At 70.2% G+C, this 19,143-nt stretch carries 16 protein-coding genes; 5 read left to right on the top strand and 11 right to left on the bottom strand.

Going from position 1 to position 19,143, the window contains the following annotated elements; translation table 11 throughout:
- Position 1 precedes the first annotated feature (1 nt).
- Together ACYU7G_RS10565 and ACYU7G_RS10570 are read left to right on the top strand one after the other, a co-directional pair.
- Complete coding sequence (locus ACYU7G_RS10565; RefSeq protein WP_461107573.1) at positions 2–4,915, top strand: glycoside hydrolase domain-containing protein; 4,914 nt, start codon at positions 2–4, stop codon at positions 4,913–4,915.
- 182 nt (positions 4,916–5,097) lie between these two features.
- Positions 5,098–5,394: a GIY-YIG nuclease family protein gene (locus ACYU7G_RS10570; protein WP_461107575.1), complete on the top strand. Its 297-nt coding sequence runs from the start codon at positions 5,098–5,100 to the stop codon at positions 5,392–5,394.
- A 301-nt stretch (positions 5,395–5,695) separates the two neighbouring features.
- Here the strand turns inward: ACYU7G_RS10570 and ACYU7G_RS10575 are convergent, their stop codons facing one another.
- The 8 genes from ACYU7G_RS10575 to ACYU7G_RS10610 form a co-directional block, all read right to left on the bottom strand.
- Complete coding sequence (locus ACYU7G_RS10575; RefSeq protein WP_461107577.1) at positions 5,696–6,754, bottom strand: 2-oxoacid:ferredoxin oxidoreductase subunit beta; 1,059 nt, start codon at positions 6,752–6,754, stop codon at positions 5,696–5,698.
- The gene (locus ACYU7G_RS10580; protein ID WP_461107579.1) at positions 6,751–8,601 is read right to left on the bottom strand and encodes a 2-oxoacid:acceptor oxidoreductase subunit alpha; all 1,851 of its coding nucleotides are present in this window, start codon (positions 8,599–8,601) and stop codon (positions 6,751–6,753) included. The genes ACYU7G_RS10575 and ACYU7G_RS10580 overlap by 4 nt, the downstream gene beginning before the upstream one ends.
- 25 nt (positions 8,602–8,626) lie before the next feature.
- Positions 8,627–9,334: a sirohydrochlorin chelatase gene (locus tag ACYU7G_RS10585; protein WP_461107581.1), complete on the bottom strand. Its 708-nt coding sequence runs from the start codon at positions 9,332–9,334 to the stop codon at positions 8,627–8,629.
- A 119-nt stretch (positions 9,335–9,453) separates the two neighbouring features.
- Positions 9,454–10,800, bottom strand: a complete 1,347-nt coding sequence (locus tag ACYU7G_RS10590; protein WP_461107583.1) for a sulfate adenylyltransferase subunit 1 — start codon at positions 10,798–10,800, stop codon at positions 9,454–9,456.
- Positions 10,800–11,717: a sulfate adenylyltransferase subunit CysD gene (cysD, locus tag ACYU7G_RS10595; RefSeq protein WP_461107585.1), complete on the bottom strand. Its 918-nt coding sequence runs from the start codon at positions 11,715–11,717 to the stop codon at positions 10,800–10,802. The genes ACYU7G_RS10590 and cysD overlap by 1 nt, the downstream gene beginning before the upstream one ends.
- Positions 11,714–12,472: a phosphoadenylyl-sulfate reductase gene (locus ACYU7G_RS10600; RefSeq protein ID WP_461107587.1), complete on the bottom strand. Its 759-nt coding sequence runs from the start codon at positions 12,470–12,472 to the stop codon at positions 11,714–11,716. The genes cysD and ACYU7G_RS10600 overlap by 4 nt, the downstream gene beginning before the upstream one ends.
- On the bottom strand, positions 12,469–14,166 hold the full coding sequence (locus tag ACYU7G_RS10605) for a nitrite/sulfite reductase (RefSeq protein WP_461107589.1): 1,698 nt from the start codon (positions 14,164–14,166) through the stop codon (positions 12,469–12,471). The genes ACYU7G_RS10600 and ACYU7G_RS10605 overlap by 4 nt, the downstream gene beginning before the upstream one ends.
- A gap of 100 nt (positions 14,167–14,266) precedes the next feature.
- The gene (locus ACYU7G_RS10610) at positions 14,267–14,572 is read right to left on the bottom strand and encodes a putative leader peptide (RefSeq protein ID WP_461107591.1); all 306 of its coding nucleotides are present in this window, start codon (positions 14,570–14,572) and stop codon (positions 14,267–14,269) included.
- On the opposite strand from ACYU7G_RS10610, the gene ACYU7G_RS10615 reads away from it, so the two are divergent.
- Positions 14,538–15,674 carry an iron-containing alcohol dehydrogenase gene (locus ACYU7G_RS10615; protein ID WP_461107593.1) on the top strand — a complete coding sequence of 379 codons (1,137 nt, stop codon included), beginning with the start codon at positions 14,538–14,540 and terminating at the stop codon, positions 15,672–15,674. The two genes, ACYU7G_RS10610 and ACYU7G_RS10615, sit on opposite strands and share 35 nt — an antisense overlap.
- A 13-nt stretch (positions 15,675–15,687) precedes the next feature.
- Complete coding sequence (locus ACYU7G_RS10620) at positions 15,688–16,176, top strand: ASCH domain-containing protein (RefSeq protein WP_461107595.1); 489 nt, start codon at positions 15,688–15,690, stop codon at positions 16,174–16,176.
- 94 nt (positions 16,177–16,270) lie between these two features.
- Here the strand turns inward: ACYU7G_RS10620 and ACYU7G_RS10625 are convergent, their stop codons facing one another.
- Positions 16,271–16,951 carry a TetR/AcrR family transcriptional regulator gene (locus ACYU7G_RS10625; protein WP_461107597.1) on the bottom strand — a complete coding sequence of 227 codons (681 nt, stop codon included), beginning with the start codon at positions 16,949–16,951 and terminating at the stop codon, positions 16,271–16,273.
- An 86-nt stretch (positions 16,952–17,037) separates the two neighbouring features.
- On the opposite strand from ACYU7G_RS10625, the gene ACYU7G_RS10630 reads away from it, so the two are divergent.
- Positions 17,038–17,985 (top strand): NAD(P)-dependent alcohol dehydrogenase, encoded by a 948-nt coding sequence (locus ACYU7G_RS10630; protein ID WP_461107599.1) that lies wholly within the window; start codon positions 17,038–17,040, stop codon positions 17,983–17,985.
- Here ACYU7G_RS10630 and ACYU7G_RS10635 read toward each other — a convergent pair whose 3' ends face one another.
- The gene (locus ACYU7G_RS10635) at positions 17,986–18,726 is read right to left on the bottom strand and encodes an SDR family NAD(P)-dependent oxidoreductase (RefSeq protein ID WP_461107601.1); all 741 of its coding nucleotides are present in this window, start codon (positions 18,724–18,726) and stop codon (positions 17,986–17,988) included.
- Entirely contained in the window at positions 18,723–19,118 is a 396-nt protein-coding gene (locus ACYU7G_RS10640; RefSeq protein ID WP_461107603.1) for a hypothetical protein, read from the bottom strand. The genes ACYU7G_RS10635 and ACYU7G_RS10640 overlap by 4 nt, the downstream gene beginning before the upstream one ends.
- Positions 19,119–19,143 lie beyond the last annotated feature (25 nt).

Here is a 19,143-nt window from a genome sequence, read left to right on the forward strand (position 1 = left end):
AATGCCCCACGCCTTCCGCTCATCCCGTACGCTCCTCGTCGGGCTCGTCGCCACGTTGGTGGCCACGACAGGGCTGGTCCTCCAGCCGGGAACCGCTCCGGAGGCGGCCGCCGACCCGGTGACCTCTGCCACTGCCGGACCCGCCGACGGGCTGGCCGAGGGCCTCGAACTGGTCGACCTGGCCAACCGCGGCGAAGGCTGGTTGCGCTACCGCATCCCCGCGCTCACCGTCGCCCCGAACGGCGACCTGCTCGCCTTCTACGACGGCCGCCCCAGCATGGCCGACCTGCCCAGCAACATCACGATGCTGATGCGCCGCTCCACCGACGGCGGCGCCACCTGGCAGGACCAGCAGGTGGTGCGCCAGGAACCTGCCCCGAAGGGCTTCGGTGACCCGTCGGTCCTCGTCGACCGCGAGGAAGGCCTCATCTTCCTGTTCTATGCCGCGTCCTTCAACCAGGGCTATGCGGGCGGCGGAACCGGGAGCGATCCCGACGACCCCAACGTCCTGCACGCCGACTACTCCGTCTCCGACGACGACGGCCTGACGTGGACCCACCACCGCATCACGGACCAGATCAAGGACGGCCACACGAACTGGGCCGGCATGTTCGCAGCCTCCGGCGAGGGCATCCAACTGCGGCAGGGCGAGCACGCGGGCCGCCTCATCCAGCAGTACACGGTCCGGATCGGCGGCGGCAACCACGCCGTCTCCGTGTACTCCGACGACCACGGCCAGACCTGGAACGCCTCCGAGCCCGTCGGGCCCGGCGCCGACGAGAACAAGACCGTGGAGCTCGCCAACGGGGACGTGCTGCTGAACTCGCGCGCCGCGCCCTTCCGCCGCACCGCGGTCTCCAGCGACGGCGGCGAGACCTACACCCCGTTCGTCGAGGACGCCGAGCTGCCGGACCCGGCCAACAACGGCTCCGTCATCCGCGCCTTCCCCGACGCCGAGCCGGACGATCCCAAGGCGCAGGTGCTGTTGTTCTCCAACACCGCCAACCCGAACGTCCGCCGCAACCTCACGGTCCGGATGTCGTGTGACTCCGGCGAGTCCTGGCCCGTGGCCAAGGTGGTCCAGACCGGGGCGAGCGCGTACTCCACGCTGACCCCGCTCCCGGGCGAAGACGGCACCCTCGGGGAGGGCGGCTACGGCCTCTTCTACGAGCGCGAGGGCTACCGCCACCTCTCCTTCACCAAGTTCGACCTCGACTGGTTGGGCGGGGTCTGCGCCGGGGTGCAGGTGGGAGCCATCGGCACCGCCGTCGCCCCCGGTGGGACGGTCGACCTCTCCGTCACCGTCACCAACCAGAGCGGCGCCGAGCTCCCGGCCGGCACCCTCGACGTGGGCACCGATGGCTTCACCGCAGAGCCCACCGCGGTCCCGGCGCTCGCGGCCGGTGAGAGCCAGACGGTCACCCTGCCGGTGACCGTGGGCACGACGGCGGCGCAGCGCACGCACGCAGTCGAGGTCACCTACTCGGGGACGGAGGGCGGCTCGTTCGGTACGGCGAACATCCCCGTCGGCGCCGGTGCGGTGGCCGCGCCGTCGTTCGAGATCCGCCCCGTGCTGGACGCGATCTACTCCAACGAGCCGGCCGGTCTGCTCGGTGACGACATCCAAGCCTGGGTGGAGATCGTCAACACCGGCAACGTCACCCTCACCAATTTCGCCTGGACCGCTCCCGCCGGCGTGAACTGCGCGATCAACTCGCTGGCTCCCGGGGCCACGCACACTTGCCGCAACCACGGCCTGCCGCGCCACCGGATCACGCAGGCCGACCTCGACGCCGGTGAGTGGGCACCCACCTACACCGTCACCGCCACTGCGGGCACCACTTCGGTGACTGCCTCGGCGACGCTGTACCCCGTCGATCTCGACGAGACGCCCTCGTCGGGCCTCACCTCCGTGTGGGTCCCCACCGGGTCCTTCGACACGTCCTCCCTCGAGCGTGCCGTCGAGGTCGGCAACACCGGCCCCGCCGTCGAGAACGTGCCGCTCGAGCTGCTCGTGCCGGCCAACAGCCGCCAGAGCGCCCAACTCGTCGTCTCGTCGGGCCCCGCGCTCACCGACCTCACCGCCACCGTCAGCGCCCTCACCGGTGCCGGCGGGACCCTCACGGACGCCGTCGAGGTCCGCTACGCGCAGTTCATCCCCGACGAGAACACCGGTGGGCGGGTCGCCGACCCGCTGCTGGACGTGGCTGCCGTCGACGTGGCGGCGGGTCACAACCAGCCCGTGTGGCTCACCGTCCGGGTCCCGGAGGGGACTGCGGCCGGTTCCTACACCGGCACGGTCGCGTTCTCCTCGTCGGCCGGGGAGATCAGCAGCCACGAAATCACCGTCGAGGTGCCCGAGCTGGAGTTCCGGGACGTCGCTGAGCGCCCGTTCGTCCTGGACTTGTGGCAGCACCCCGACGCCGTCGCCGACGCGCTGGACCTGGAACCGTGGAGTGAGGAGCACTTCACCGCGCTCGAGCCGTACTGGGCAGACCTCGCCGAGGCCGGCCAGGACATCATCAACATCACCATCACCGAGGACCCCTGGCTGGTCAACCACGAGGGCGAGATCCGCCCCCAGACCTGGAGCCACTACCGCTCCACCGTGGAGTGGCAGTGGGACGGGAGCGAGTTCAGCTTCGACTTCAGCGTGTTCGACCGGCTGGTGGAGGACGCGCTCGCCGCGGGGGTCGGGCCCTCCATCCACGCGTTCGCGCCGCTGCAGTTCCAGGGCCACGACCGCTTCCACTACGTAGACACCCGAACCGGCGAGGGGGTCTGGGAGGACTACACCGTCGGCGGGGCCCGCTACGTCGAGGTCTGGAGCGCCTTCATGACCGCCTTCGACGCCCACGTCAGGGACAGGGGCTGGTACGACGACACCAGGCTCGCGTTCGACGAGCAGCCGCTCAACCGGATGAACGCGTTCTTCGCCGTGCTGGACGACATCAACCCCGACTGGAACGACAAGATCGCCCTCGCTGCCAACTCCCTGGCGGAGGCCGACATCGCGGAGTACATCTCGTTCAACGTGAACTTCCTCTCGAGCGTCTCCCAACAGCTGATCGACTCCCGTCGGGCAGAGGGCAAGCCCACCCTCTACTACGTGTGGAACGAGCCCACCTCGCCCAACACCGTCGTCAAGACGCCGCTGCACAACGTCCGCGTCGTGCCGTGGGTGGTGGAGAAGCGGGACCTGGACGGGTTCCTGCGCTGGACCTACCAGTCCTGGCCGGACGACGTGTACACGGACCCGACCTTCCGCTACGGGCAGGGCGACGAGTACATCATCTACCCGGGTGATGACGGCCCCGTCAGCTCCATCCGCTGGGAACTGTTCAAGGACGGCCAGGAGGATGCCGAGCTACTCGACCTTGCCAAGTCGGAGTTGGGCGAGGGCAATCCGGTGGTCGCCGGCGCCCTGGGCGGCGTGAACGCGGCGAACGCGTGGGGCCAGTCGCAGCGGGCCATGTTGGACCATCGCGCGGCCGTCATCGACGGGCTGGTGAATGCCGAGCTGGTGGCTGGCGCCATCACTCTCGACTCCAACTCCGTGCTGGAGCCCGGTGACACCATCACCGCCAGCACCGAGATCCGCAACCGCTCCGACGAGGACCGCCAGGTCACGCTCGCGGCCACCAGCGCGGGGATCTTCTCCGCCGAGGCCACCACCGTCACCATCCCCGCGGGCAGCACCCAGGTGGTCACCCTCGAGCTGACCGGCGACGGCGTCGGGCTGGAGGAGGTCACCGTGGAGATCAGTTCAGGAGGGACCGGCCTCGGTTCGCAGTCGTTCACCCTGCTCGCCGGTGGCACGTTCCTCTCGGACCTCGAGTTCACGGAGGCCACCAACGGCTGGGGCCCCGTGGAGCGCGACGGCAGCAACGGTGAGCAGGAGGCCGGCGACGGCGGACCCATCACGCTGTCCGGGACCACCTACGCCAAGGGCATCGGAACCCACGCCCGCGCCAACGTCGTCATCCCGTTGCCGGGGGAGTGCTCCGTGATCGAGTTCGACTACGGCATCGCCGACAGGATGCGCGGCGGCGGCAGCGGGGCGAGTGTGCGCCCCTCCATCATCGTCGACGGCACGGCGATCTGGGAGCCCGGGGTCATCACCCCGGCCAGCGGCACCGGCTCGGCAGTGGTCGAGCTGCCCGAGGGCACCCAGCAGGTCACCCTCCACGTCGACCCCAACGGCGGCGTGGGGCAGGACCACTTCGACTGGGCCAACATCTGGGTGAGGTGCGCCACCGACGTCGAGCCGACGCCGCAGCCCACTGTCACCGTCACCGCGCCCACCCCGACGGTGACTGCCACCGCCACCGCGACGGAGACCCACTGGGTGACTCCCACCCCGACGGTCACCACCACCGCGACCGCAACCGCCACGGCCACCGCGACGGTCACCGCCACCGCGACGGCGACGAGCAGCGCCACCCGGACCGTCGTCGTGACGGCCAGCCCGACCAAGGCTCCCACCAGGACGCCCTCCCGACCTGCCGACGGCAGCTGGGTCTACACCACGCCGGGGCAGCACGACGTCAACGGCCGACGCTGGTTCACAACGTGTGAGGACTACTCGCAGACGGTGCGCTGCACCACGGACATCTGGGCCACCCAGATTGTCGCCACCGGCGGCAGGTTCGTCAGCACCACCGGGTGGTACTTCAACAACCTGACGTACCTGCCGCTCATGACCCGCGCCCAGTGGAGCCAGAACCCGCTCGGCCACACCGGGTCCTGGACGGCTGCGGACGGCCGCTCCTGGCGCACCGAGTGCGACACCGCCGCCACGGGCACGGGCGGTTGCCGCAGCTACGTCGAGGCGAGGGTGGTGGAGCAGACGCCGACCGGCTACCGCTGGGTCACCAAGGAGGTCTTCAACAACCTGGTGCTGTTCAAGCGCTGAGGAGGGCGCAGCCGGGGCGCCCACCGCTGGTCGAGTGGGGGCCGCCGTTTCCCGCTGGTCGAGTGGGGGGCCGGTTCCCGCTGGTCGAGTAGGGCGCCCAGCGCCCGTGTCGAGACCTGAGTTTTCCACAGCTCACCCACGGTAGAAGGGCGTACGCTCCCAGCGACGAGGACACTCGACCCATGCCATGGGTTTACATGCTGGAGTGCAGTGATGGTTCGTACTATGTGGGGAGCACCCGAAGTCTGGATGCGCGGGTTGAGCAACACATGTCGGGGAGGGGCGCTGCCTACACCCGCAAGAGATTGCCTGTGAGCCTTGTCTGGGCGTCGGAGACCGAGAACGTCGGCGATGCGTTCGAGCTGGAGAAGAAGATCCAGAAGTGGTCGCGCGCCAAGAGGCAGGCGCTGATCGAGGGTCGGTTCTCAGACTTGCCCGCGCTATCTAGGTCCGCCTACCGCCGCGGTGGTGGCGAGTGATTCAGTGCGCGTGAGGGGGTCTCGACACGCGCTGCTCGTTCCTCGCGGCGCTACTCGACCGGCGGGGTGGGCGGTCCTCGACACGCGCTGCTCGTTCCTCGCGGCGCTACTCGACCGGCGGGGTGGGCGGTCCTCGACACGCGCTGCTCGTTCCTCGCGGCGCTACTCGACCGGCGGGGTGACAGGGCTCGGCGACACGCCGGTGGGCTGGCCTCGAGAGCACCGAAAGCGATTTCGCGCCGACGCTCGTCACCACCCCCTTCTGGCACGGGGCCACCGGGGAGCCGGCGGCCACGGTCCGTCAGGCGGTCCAGGTGTCGGTGCCGGTGATCAGGGACTGCAGGTGGGACGTCCGGGACTCGGGGGCGGGCATCGTCACCTGGGCGCGGACGGCGTCGTCGTGGACGGGGCGGTCGACGTCGCGGAAGATGCCGATCGGCGACTGGCTCAGGCCGTGGTTGTCGGTCAGGGACGCGATCGCGACCGCTTGGGCGACGTCGTCGGAGCGCTCGTCGTGGACCACGACGGTGCGGCCGTTCACCTCGTCGGTGGGGACCACCTCCAGGCGTCCGGTGACGGCGTCTCGCACCACGCTGCGGGTACCGCCGGCGAAGGTGATGGGCTCACCGTCGCGCAGGGGGATGATGGCGGGCGAGTCGGGCTCCTTGAGGCCGTCGAAGACACCGTCGTTGAAGATGGGGCAGTTCTGGTAGATCTCCACCAGCGAAGCGCCACGGTGCTCCACCGCGCGGGTCATCACCTCGGTGAGGTGCGCCCGGTTGGAGTCGACGGTGCGGGCCACGAACGTGGCCTCGGCGCCCAGCGCGAGCTTCACCGGGTTGAACGGGTTGGACACGGATCCGGCGGGCGTGGACTTGGTCACCTTCCCGGTCTCCGACGTGGGGGAGTACTGCCCCTTGGTCAGGCCGTAGATGCGGTTGTTGAACAGCAGGATGGTGATGTTGGTGTTGCGGCGCAGCGCGTGGATCAGGTGGTTGCCGCCGATGGACAGCGCGTCACCGTCGCCGGTCACCACCCACACGGCAAGGTCCTCGCGGGCCATCGCCAGCCCGGTGGCCAGCGACGGGGCGCGGCCGTGGATGGAGTGCACGCCGTAGCTGTCCAGGTAGTACGGGAACCGGGAGCTGCAGCCGATGCCGGAGATGATCACGGTGTTCTCGCGGCGCACGCCCAGCTTGGGCATCAGCGACTGGAACGCGGCGAGCACGGCGTAGTCACCGCAGCCGGGGCACCAGCGCACCTCCTGGTCGGAGACGAAGTCCTTGCGGGTGGTGGGTTCGATCGCCAGCGGGACGCGGGCGAGGCCTCCGAGAGTGGGGCCGGCAGTGAGGGTGGTCATCGTGCGTCCTTTCCGTCGATGATGTCCAGCAGGTCCGCCTCGAACTCCGACGGCGAGATCGGCAGCCCGCGCACCCGCGAGTAGGTCTCGACGTCGACGAGGTACTTGGCGCGCAGCAGCAGAGTCAGCTGGCCGAGGTTCATCTCAGGGGCGATGACGCGCTTGTAGGAGCGCAGGACCTCGCCCAGGTTGCGGGGGAACGGGTTGAGGTGGCGCAGGTGGACGGTGGCCACCTTGCGGCCCTTGCGGCGGACACGGCGCGCGGTGGCGCCGATGGGGCCCCAGGTGGAGCCCCAGCCGATGACGAGCACGTCGGCCTCGCCGGAGGGGTCGTCCACCTCGAGGTCCGGGATGGAGTCGGCGATGCCGTCCACCTTGGCCTGCCGCAGGCCCACCATCAGTTCGTGGTTGGCGGGGTCGTAGGAGATGGTGCCCGTGCCGTCGGCCTTCTCGATGCCGCCGATCCGGTTCTCGAGCCCAGGCGTGCCGGGCACCGCGAGCGGGCGGGCGAGCTTCTCGTCGCGCAGGTAGGGCAGGAACTTGCCGCCCTCGCCGTTGGGCTCGGTGGCGAAGTTCGGGTCGATCTGCGGCAGCGACGCCAGGTCCGGCACCTGCCACGGCTCGGCGCCGTTGGCGAGGTAGCCGTCGGTGAGCACGATCACCGGCGTGCGGTACTCGAGCGCGATCCGCGTGGCCTCCACGGCGACGTCGAAGCAGTCGCCGGGGGACTGGGCCGCCAGCACCGGGACGGGCGCCTCGCCGTGGCGTCCGAACACTGACTGCAGCAGGTCCGCCTGCTCGGTCTTGGTGGGCATGCCGGTGGAAGGGCCGGCGCGCTGCACGTCCACCACCACCAGCGGCTGCTCCAGCATCAGGGCCAGCGAGATGAACTCGCTCTTCAGCGCCATCCCCGGGCCCGACGACACGGTCACGCCGAGGTGACCCCCGTAGCTCGCGCCCAGCGCGGAACCGATGGCGGCGATCTCGTCCTCGGCCTGGAACGTGGTGACGCCGTGGTCCTTGTGGCGCGACAATTCGTGCAGCACGTCGGATGCCGGGGTGATCGGGTAGGCACCCAGGAACAGGGGCAACCCGGACCGCTCGGCACCGGCCATCAGGCCCAGCGCGAGCGCCTTGTTGCCGGTGATCTGACGGTAGGTGCCGGGCGGCAGCGGCGCGCGCTTGACCTCGTAGCGGACGGTGAAGTCCTCGGTGGTCTCGCCGTAGTTGTAGCCAGCCAGGTACGCGGCGCGGTTGGCGTCGCGGATCTGCGGGAACTTCGCGAACTTGACGTCCAGGAACTCCAGCGTCGGCTCGGTGGGGCGCGAGTACAGCCAGGTCAGCAGGCCCAGCGCCACCATGTTCTTGGAGCGGGCGGCGTCCTTGCGGCCTAGCCCGAACTCGGCGACGGCGGCCGTCGCCAGCCCTGTGAGGTCGACGGCGTGCAACTCGTGGTCCTCGAGGGAACCGTCGGTCAGTGGGTCCGCGTCGTAGCCCACCTTCGCCAGGTTGCGCTTGGTGAAGTCATGGGTGTCTACGATCAGCAGGCCGTCGCGGCGCAGGTCCTTCACGTTGGCCTTCAACGAGGCCGGGTTCATGGCCACGAGCACGTCCGGACGGTCGCCCGGGGTGCGGATGTCGTCGTCGGCGAAGTGCAGCTGGAAGCTGGACACGCCGGCGATCGTGCCCTGCGGCGCGCGGATCTCGGCGGGGAAGTTGGGCAGCGTGGCGAAGTCGTTGCCGAGCGCGGCGGCGTCGGCGGTGAACCTGTCACCGGTCAGCTGCATGCCGTCGCCGGAGTCCCCGGCGAAGCGGATGACGACGCGGTCCAGAGGGGTTGCGGTCACTTCAGGATTCGACTTTCTCGAGTGCTCAGGCCACCTGCTGCGACACGGTGCCGGTCGCGGCCAGGTAGCGGCTGGTGATGGCGTCCAAGAGGTGGCGGTGGATGCCGATCGGGTCTGCGACCACCGGCAGCCCGAGGGCGGCGATGTGGTCCTGGTAGAGGCCCGGGGCGAGTGCGTGGGTGGCGACGCTGAGCTCGCGGTGGCCCTGCGCCCGCAGCTGGGCCGCGGCGTCGGCGAGCGACGGCTCCGAGGCGTAGATGAAGCCGGCCTGGACGGGTCGGTCGACGATGCGGGCCAGCCGGCTGGCGGTGGCCAGCACCTCTGCCGTGGCGCCGAGGCGCTTGGAGCCGATGGCGGCCAGCACCACCGCGTCGCCCAGCGGACCTGCGGCCAGCAGCCGGTCCGCGATGGCGTGCACCAGCTCACCCCCGACGTGGTCCGTCGCGACGGCGCGGCCGCCGGAGCGCTCGACGGCCTCGGCCACGTCGTGCGCGACGTGGTAGCCCGCGGCCAGGAACGCCGGCACGATCACCGACGAGTCGAACTTCTGGACCGTCTCGCCCAGCAGCTCGTCATGGATGTCCACCCAGCCCAGTTCCACCGGCACGCCCGGGAGCCGCGCGGCGACGGCCCGGCGCAGCGCCTCGGCGAACAGCGTGCCCCGGCGCTTGCGCGTGCCGTGGAGCGCGATGACGAGGGTGGGGTGCCCTTCGAGGCTCGCTGCCGCTCGCACCTCAGGGCGACTGGTGGGGGTCGCTGCCGCTCGCACCTCAGGGCGACTGGGTACCCAGTTTCCCTGAGGTGCGGGGACGCAGTCGCCGCCTCGAAGGGTGGACGCGATTGGGGTGGACATCAGATGGACCAGTTCAGCGTGGTGTCCAGGGGCACGGCGGCGTCGTCGGAGAACGCCTGGTCGCCGCGGATCATGCCTGCTGCAAGGTTGGTGCCGGACTGCGGGTCCACCAACAGGAACGAGCCGGTGCGGCGGGACGTGGAGTAGGGCTCGCCCATGATCGGGGCGGCCAGCCGCAGCCGGACGCGGCCGAGGTCGTTCAGCTCCAGCGCCTCGGTGTGCTGCGGGCGCAGCGTGTCCAGGTCCAGCCGGCCGTCGATGTCACGCACCACGGCCTGGGTGGTGCGGGTGGTGTGCTTCACGAGCACCTTCTGGCCCACGCGCAGCGGCTTCTCGGCCAGCCACGCCACCATGCCGTCGAGGTCCTGCGTGGGCTCGGGGGCGTCGGCCACCCCAGCGATCAGCTCGCCGCGGGTGATGTCGATCTCGTCGGCGAGCCGGAGGGTCACGGACTGCGGGGCGAACGCCTCGGTGAGCTCACCGTCGGCGGTGTCGATGCCCACGACGGTGGTCTCGCGCCCGGACGGCAGCACGACGACGCGGTCGCCGACGCGCACCACACCGGATGCGACCTGCCCGGCGTAGCCGCGGTACTCGACGTACTTCGGGTCCAGCGCCGCGGCCTGGGGGCGGATCGGCAGCTGCACCGGGAAGCGGAAGGAGTGCTCGGTGGAGTTCGCCGGGGGCAGTTCCTCGAGCAGTTCCAGCAGGGTGGGGCCTTCGTGCCAGGTGAGCTTCTCGGAGCGCTCGACGATGTTGTCACCCACCAGGGCGGAGACCGGCAGCACGTGGATGCTCGGCACGCCGAGGTCCTCGGCGATGCGCAGGATGTCGGCCTCGATCTCGGAGAAGCGTGCCTGCGAGTAGTCCACCAGGTCGATCTTGTTGACGGCCACGACGATGTGCGGCACCCGCAGCAGCTGGCCCACGGCGAGGTGGCGGCGGGTCTGCTCCAGCGCGCCCTTGCGGGCGTCCACCAGCAGCACCAGCGCGTCGGCCGTCGAGGAGCCGGTGACGGTGTTGCGGGTGTACTGCACGTGGCCGGGGCAGTCGGCCAGGATGAAGGTGCGGCGCGCCGTCGCGAAGTAGCGGTAGGCGACGTCGATGGTGATGCCCTGCTCCCGCTCGGCGCGGAGGCCGTCGGTGAGGAGGGCGAGGTCCACGTGGCCGAGGCCCTTGGCCTGGCTGACGCGCTCGACGGACTCGAGCTGGTCCGCGAGGACGGCCTTCGAGTCGTAGAGGAGGCGCCCCACCAGGGTGGACTTGCCGTCGTCGACGCTGCCGGCGGTGGCGATGCGGAGCAGGGTGCTGGACCCGGTGGCCCGCGCGGGGTTGAACTCGTGCATCAGAAGTAGCCTTCCTTCTTGCGGTCTTCCATGGCGGCCTCGGTGACCCTGTCGTCGGCGCGGGTGGCGCCGCGTTCGGTGATCCGGGTGACGGCCACCTCCTCGATCACGTCGGCGACGCTGCGCGCCTCCGACTCGACGGCGCCGGTGCAGGACATGTCCCCGACGGTGCGGTAGCGCACCACTCGACGCTCCACCTGCTCGCCGTCGCGGGGCTGGGAGTGCTCGCCGACCGCGAGCCACATCCCGTCGCGGCTGAAGACCTCGCGCTCGTGGGAGTAGTACAGCTCGGGCAAGGAGATGTTCTCCGCCTCGATGTAGCGCCACACGTCCAGCTCGGTCCAGTTGGACAGCGGGAACACGCGCACGTGCTCGCCGGGGCGGTGCCTGGGGTTGTACAGGTTCCACAGCTCGGGGCGCTGGTTGCGGGGGTCCCACTGGCCGAACTCGTCGCGGAGGCTGACGACGCGCTCCTTGGCGCGGGCCTTCTCCTCGTCGCGGCGCCCGCCACCGAACACGGCGTCGTAGCGACCCTCGACGATGGCGTCCAGCAGCGGCTGCGTCTGCAGCATGTTGCGGGTGCCGTCGGAACGCTCCAGCAGGCGGCCGTCGTCGATGTAGTCCTGCACCTTGGCCACCACGAGCCGCAGCTTCAGGCGCTCGACGGTGGCGTCGCGGTGGGCGAGCACCTCCGGGAAGTTGTGCCCGGTGTCGACGTGCATGACGGGGAACGGCACCGGCGCGGGCCAGAAGGCCTTGGCCGCCAGGTGCAGCATCACGATGGAGTCCTTGCCGCCGGAGAACAGCAGCACGGGACGTTCCAGCTCGGAGACGATCTCGCGGAAGATGTGGATGGCCTCGGACTCGAGTGCCTCCAGGTGGGTGAGTGTCCTGCTGGCCACAGCGGTGTCGCTCATGCGGATTCCTTCTCTCCGGGGGCCACGTGCAGCCCGCATTCGGTCTTGGTGTGCCCGGCCCAGCGGCCGGATCGGGGGTCCTCGCCCGGCGCGACGGGGCGGGTGCACGGCTCGCACCCGATCGACGGGTAGCCCTCGTCCAGCAGGAAGTTCACCGGGACCCCGTGGGTGCCGGCGTAGGTCATGACCTGCTCGGTGCTCCAGGGCGCGATGGGATTGATCTTGACCATCTCGTGGGCGGCGTCCCACTCGACGACGGGGGTGTTGGCGCGCAGCGAGTTGTCCTCGCGCTTCACGCCGGTGACCCACGCCTCGTAGCTGGCCAGTTCGCGGTTGATGGGCTCCACCTTGCGGATGGCGCAACAGGCCTGCGGGTCACGGTCGTGCAGCTTGGCGCCGAACTCGGCGTCCTGCTCGGCGACGGTCAGCCGCGGCAGCGCGTCGACGATCCGCACGTCCACCGTGTGGGCCAGGGCGTCGCGGGTGCCGATGGTCTCGGCGAAGTGGTAGCCGGTCTGCAGGAACAGCACGTCCACGCCGGGGATGTGTTGGGCGGCCAGGTGCGGCACCACCGTGTCGGCGGCCATGGAGCAGGCCACGACGACGTTGTTGCCGAAGGTCTCGGCGGCCCAGGCGAGCACCTCGTCGGCGGAGGCGTCGGCGAACCGGACCGCGGCCTCCTCGGCGATGGCGCGCAGCTCCTCGGTGCTCCGGACGCGGCCCGGGCCGTGGGCGGGTGGGGCGATCGTGGTCATCGCAGCGAGTCCTCCTCTGCGCGGTGCGCCCACTCGGAGAAGCTCTCGTCCTCGCTGCGCTCGGCCAGGTAGTTGCGCACGACGCGCTCGACGTAGTCGGGCAGGTCCTTCGCGGTCACCTTGAGGCCGCGCAGCGTGGTGCCCAGGCCCGCCACCTCGCGGGTGGCGCCGGCCAGGCCACCGCCCAGGTGCACCTGGTAGGTGAACTCGCTGCCGCCGTCGGCGCCGCGGGCCAGCTGGCCCTTGAGGCCGATGTCGGCCACCTGGATGCGGGCGCAGGAGTTGGGGCAGCCGTTCACGTTGAGCGTGATCGGGGTGTCCAGCTCGATGTCGGTGAGGCGCTGTTCCAGCTCCGCGATCGTCTCGCGGGCGGTGTCCTTGGTGTTGACGAAGCTCAGCTTGCAGAACTCGATGCCGGTGCAGGCCATGGTGTTGCGGCGGAACGGGGACGGCTTGGCGCTGAGCCCGAGCTTGTCGGCCTCCGCCACCAGTTCGTCGACGGCGTCGGGGCGGACGTCGAGGACCAGGACCTTCTGGTGCGGGGTGAAGCGGGTGCGCTTCGAGCCGGCCTTCTCCGCCAGGTCCGCGAGCGCCAGCAGCCGGGTGCCGGAGGTGCGGCCGACGGTGGGGGCGAGTCCCACGTAGAAGTTGCCGTCCTTCTGCTCGTGGATGCCGATGTGGTCGCCGGGGGTCTTCGCTGGCTCGGGGGCGGGGCCGTCGGGCAGCTTGTAGCCGAGGTACTCGTCCTCCAGCACCTGGCGCATCTTCTCCGGGCCCCACTCGGCCAGCAGGAACTTCATGCGGGCCTTGTTGCGCAGGCGGCGGTAGCCGTAGTCGCGGAAGATCCGGATGACTCCGTACCAGACGTCGACGGCCTGCTCCTCGGTGACGAACGCGCCCAGGCGCTCGGCGAACCGGGGGGTGGTTGAGAGGGCGCCGCCCACCCAGAGGTCGTAGCCGGGGCCCAGTTCGGGGTGGTTGACGCCCACCAGCGAGATGTCGTTGATCTCGTGCACGACGTCGAGGCTGGGGTGGCCGGTGACGGCGGTCTTGAACTTGCGGGGCAGGTTGGCCACCGTCTCGTCGCCGATGTAGGTGTCCACGATCTTGCGGATCACCGGCGTCGGGTCGATGATCTCGTCCTTGGCGATGCCGGCGACGGGGGAGCCCAGGAAGCCGCGGGGGGTGTCGCCGCAGGCCATGGTGGTCTGCATGCCCACCTCCTCGAGGCGGCGCCAGATCTCCGGGATGTCCTCGATGGCCACCCAGTGCAGCTGGATGTTCTGCCGGTCGGTGATGTCCGCGGTGTCGCGCGCGAAGTCCTTGGAGATCTGGCCCACCACGCGCAGCTGGTCGGTGGTGAGGGCGCCGCCGTCGATGCGGATGCGCATCATGAAGTAACGGTCGGAGAGCTTCTGGTCGCTCAGCTTGCCGGTCTTGGTGCCGTCGAAGCCCTGCGCGCGCTGGGTGTAGATGCCCAGCCAGCGGAAGCGGCCGAAGGCGTCGCTCTCCGGGATGGAGTCGAAGCCCTCCTTGGAGTAGACCTCCTTGATCCGCTGAACCACGTTGAGGGGGTTCTCGACCCTCTTCATCTCCTCGTTGGGGTTGAGCGGCTCGGTGCCGTCGATGAGCCACTGTCCGTTGGACTTGCCGGACGCGGAGGGGCGGACACGTTCAGTCGTGGTGGTGGTCATGGTTCCTTCTGGGGGTGGGACTGCGCAGAGAGGGGGCCCGATGAACCGGATCCCTCCGGGCTCATTCGAAAGCCCGGGGACAAGGTGGGTTGTCGGGGCGTCAGTGGCCCGGACACATGGCGGACGCGACGCGCACCAGGTCCACGTGAGCCCGACTCACGAGGCTGGGGCGGCGGCTGTGCTTCATGGGTGAGGAACCTACGTGGCTGTCGGGGCTGGCGGAAGGGGAAGATCTCAGGCAGTGGACGCCTGCGGACTCCCTGAGCGTGGCGTTCTCCGCGGGCGAACGGCTATTCCGCCAAACAGGGGCGAATGCTGGTGTATTTTGCGCAGTCCGGCTGCTCGGGTCACCCCTCTGGCAAGCTGGCGCCATGACCCAGTTCTCCTTCGCCACGGCAGCAAGCATCAGGTTCGGCGTCGGCGCCGTCGAGGCGCTGGCCGACGAGGCCGGCCGGCTCGGGCACAGACCGTTCCTGGTGACCGGCTCCGACCGCACCCGCACCGACCCGGTGACCGCGGAACTCGCCGAGGTGGGCCACTTCGCGCTCGAGGGCGAGCCCACCTTCGACGACGCCACCGCCGCCGTCACCGCCGCGCGGGCGGCCGGGGCCGACGTCGTCGTCGGGATCGGCGGTGGCGCGGTGCTCGACCTGGCCAAGGCCCTGGCCATCCTGGTGGGGGCCGACGGTGACCCCCTGGACTACGCCGAGGTGATCGGCGCCGGCCACAAGCTGCCCGCCACCTCGCTGCCGTTCGTGGCCGCGCCGACGACGGCGGGCACCGGCTCCGAGGTCACCGCCAACGCCGTCCTGTCCTCGCCGGTCCACCGGGTGAAGGTCTCGCTGCGCTCGCCGGCGATGCTGGCGCGGGTGGCCATCGTCGACCCCGCACTCACCGTCTCCTGCCCGCCGAAGGTGACCGCGCAGTCGGGGATGGACGCGCTCACCCAGTGCCTGGAGCCGCTGACCTCGCGGATGACCAACCCGTTGGTGGAGGCGCTCGCGCTGGCGGGGCTGCGGTCCGCGGCCCGGGGGCTGGTGCGCGCCCACCGCGACGGCCGTGACCTGGCCGCCCGCACCGACGTCGCCTACTGCTCGCTCATGGGCGGGCTGTCGCTGGCCAACGCGAAGCTCGGGGCCGTCCACGGCCTGGCCGGTGTGCTGGGCGGGACGACGGGGGCCCCGCACGGGGCCATCTGCGCCGCGCTGCTGGCACCCACCACGTCGGCCAACATCAAGGCGATGAGCGAGCGGGACCCCGACAACCCCGCCCTCGCCGGCTACCTGCTCGGCGCCGAGGCACTGACCGGTGACCTGTCCCTGTCCGGGCTGCTGGACTGGCTGGCCGAGCTCGCGGTGCAGCTCGAGAGCCCCGGCCTGGCCGACCTCGGCCTGCGCGCCTCCGACCACGACGAGGTGGTGGCCAAGGCCATGCGCGCCAGCTCCATGAAGGGCAATCCCATCGACCTCACCGAGGAGGAACTGCACACCATTCTCGAGGCCGCCTGAGACACTGGTGGGCATGGAACAACTCGAGGCCTTCTGGCAACGCGCCCAGCAGAAAGCCCGCCTGACCGGAATGCCGTCGGTGCTGGGGGGCAACCCGCTGGCGACGCTGCGGCCGCCCGCCTGGTCCTTCGGCGCCACGCCCGAGCACGCCGACGAGCTGCTCGAGTTGGTGCTCGACGGCACCAAGACCGCCACGGCGTCGGCCTTCTGGGACTATGAGGCCGAGGGGGAGGAGTTGCCGTCGGTGGGCACCCTCAGCATCGTCACCGACGGCGCTGGCGTGCCCAGAGCTCTGCTCGGGGTCACCCGGGTGCGCACGGTGCCCTTCGACGAGGTGGACGATGCCCACGCCCATGCCGAGGGGGAGCAGGACCGGACGCTGGCGTCGTGGCGCGAGATCCACGAGCGCTTCTTCACCGAGCACGCCAGCCACCAGCGCGGGTTCGCGCCCGACATGCCAGTGGTCCTGGAGGAGTTCGAGGTCCTCTACAGCGAGCCCTGAGGGCCCCCGCCGGAGCCTGAAACGAATCAATGCTGGATTGTTGGACCGTCTATGGTCCAAGAACCCAGAGTTGAACGGTTCAACTGCAGGTCCGCTACGGGTGGCCCGCCCGGTGCGCGGCCTGCTCGGCGCTGAGCCGGGCGGCGAGTCCGTCCAGCACCAGATCGAGTCCCCAATCGAACTCGTCACCGAAGCGGTAGTCCTGCCCGACGACGAGTTCGGCGGTCATTTCCGCCAGCGCCGGGAAGTGCTCGGCGGGCAGGGCCATCTCGTGGATCATCTCGTCCGCGCCGCCGGGTTCGAAAGGCAGTTGCTGCTCGGACAGCACGAAGCCGTAGACGTAGGCGTCCAGCACGGCGTAGGCGTGCGCGGCGAGCCGCACGGAGAAGCCTCCCGCCCGTAGTGAGGCCTGCACGGCTTCGTGGCCGGCCAGGAGCGGAAACCCCGGTGAGCGCCGCGACTCGAGCAGCATCAGCCCCCACGGGTGGGCGCCCAGGACTTCTCGGACCGAGTGCGCTCGGGTGTGCATCCCGGAGCGCCAGTCGCCGTCGGGGGAGGGGGCCTCGACCTGTGTCATCAGCCAGTCGGCGAGCCGGTCGAGCAGTGCCTCCTTGCGCGCCACGTGGTGGTACAGGGACATCGCCTCGACGCCCAGCTCGCGCCCCACCGCGCGCATGCTGACACCGGGAAGTCCCTTGTCGTCGGCCACGCGGGCCGCAGCTTCGACGATGCGCTCCTGGGTGAGCGGCGGTCGGGCTCCGGGGGTGGCGGTCATGGGTGACTCCTTTGAACCATTGCGTGGCTTACGAGTGTAAGGCTATGCTGACGGAACCAGCGTCTTACACCTGTAAGGAAGTTGAAATGCGTGCCGTTGTCGTGGAGCAGTACGGTCCTGCGGGGGTAGCCCGCGTCATGGAGGTTCCCAGGCCGGAACCGAAGCCCGGGCAGGTGTTGCTGCGCGTCGTCGCCACCGCGGTGACCACGGGTGATGCCCGGATCCGGGGTGCCAGCTTCCCGGCTGGGATGGGGGTTGCGGCGAGGCTCGCCCTGGGCGTGCGTGGACCTCGTAACAAGGTGCTGGGGATGGTGTTCTCCGGAACTGTCGAGGCCGTGGGTGAGGCCGGCGACGGGTTCGCCGTCGGCGATGACGTGGCGGGCATGGCCGGTGCCCGCATGGGTGCGCATGCTGAGTACCTGGTCGTCGAGGAGTCGCGGCTGGTGCGCAAACCTGCCGGGGTGGCCCATGATGCCGCGGCCGCCGCTGTGTTCGGGGGCACGACGGCCGCGCACTTCCTGCACGACGTCGCGAAATTGAGTTCCGGCCAGGACGTGCTGGTCATCGGTGCCTCGGGTGCGGTGGGGTCCAGCGCGGTGCAACTGGCGAAGCTCGCCGGTGCCACGGTGACCGGCGTGACAAGTGCCCGGAACTCTGAGCTGGTTCGTCGGCTCGGGGTGGATGAGCACGTGGACTATGAGGTCACAGACCCCGTCAGCCTGGGCCGGCGTTTCGACGTCGTCCTCGACGCGGTGGGCACGTTGTCGGCGAAGGCCGCGCGGGCGCTGGTGCGCGAGGGCGGCACCGCGGTGCTGGCGGCGGCCGGGCTGGGGGACATGCTGCGGGCCCGTGGGCCGGTCAAGGCGGGCAGCGCTCCGGGGAACGCCGATCTTGTGGCGCGGTTGATGCCGCTCTTGGAGCGCGGCGAGTTGGATCCCGTGATCCGGGAGTCGTTCCCGCTGGAGGGGATCGTCAGGGCCTACGAGATCGTGGACTCGGGGCGGAAGGTGGGCAACGTGGTGCTGCGGCCCTAGTCAGGCGGTGCGGTGCACCTTGTGGTTGGCGGCCTGGGCGCGGGGACGCACCACCAGTCTGTCGATGTTGACGTGCGCGGGACGGGTGGCGACGAAGGCGATGCAGTCGGCGATGTCGTCGGCCACCAGGGGCTCGTCGACACCGGCGTAGACCTTCGCGGCACGCTCGGCGTCGCCCTCGAAGCGGGTGAGGGAGAACTCCTCGGTTTCCACCATGCCCGGACTGACCTCGCACACGCGCACGGGCTGGTCCACGATCTCGAGCCGTAGGGCGCCGACCACCGCCCTCTGCCCGAACTTCGCGGCGTTGTACCCGGCGCCGCCCTCGTACGCGGTCTCCGCAGCGGTGGAGGTGACGAACACGACGGCACCCTCCGCGGCCACCAGCGCCGGCAGCATGGCCTTCGTGACGCGGCCCGTACCGACGACGTTCAGCTCCAGCATCCTCGACCACGCCTCGAGGTTCGCCTCGGCCACCGGTTCCTGCCCGAAGGCGCCGCCGGCGTTGTTCACCAGCAGGTCCAGCCGGCCCCCGACCACCTCGGCCAAGTGCTCTACGTCCGCGTCGACGGTGATGTCGCACGAGACGGCCGTGCCGCCGATCTCCCTAGCCAGCGCCTCAATGCGCTCTATTCTGCGGGCCGCGCAATATACGTGGTAACCCTCGGATGCAAGGCGGCGCGCCGTCGCATAACCGATCCCACTGGACGCCCCGGTAACCACTGCCGATAGAGTGCTCATACAAACAATCTAGTCGGGGGTCGTTTGTCGGTCGGGGGAAACCCTGTTCGTCGTACGTGGTCCGCGGTTAGAGTGACTGAACCGACCCAGATTATCTGTGGGGGACATGACGTGCTGCGTAGCGGGAGGCCTGTCGTCTCGCGAACCGGCAGCCCATCCATGTCCGCACGGAACAGGACTGTGGGGCCCGGCCCGTTGGCTAGCACGCCCACGACCCCTCCGCCCACCTGCTGCACGTCGTAGCCGAAGTCGGTGAGTCTGCGTGTCACCTCCGCGGCGGTGGCGGTCTCACGGCCGGAGAGTTCGGGATTGCGGTGGAGGTTCCGGTACAACTCCTCGAGCCAAGGCTCGGCCTGGTCCAGTCCTCCCAGCACTGCTGCGGTGGCGTCCATGCCCCCAGCCTAGGTCCGAAAGAGT

Source organism: Tessaracoccus terricola, from assembly GCF_054776555.1.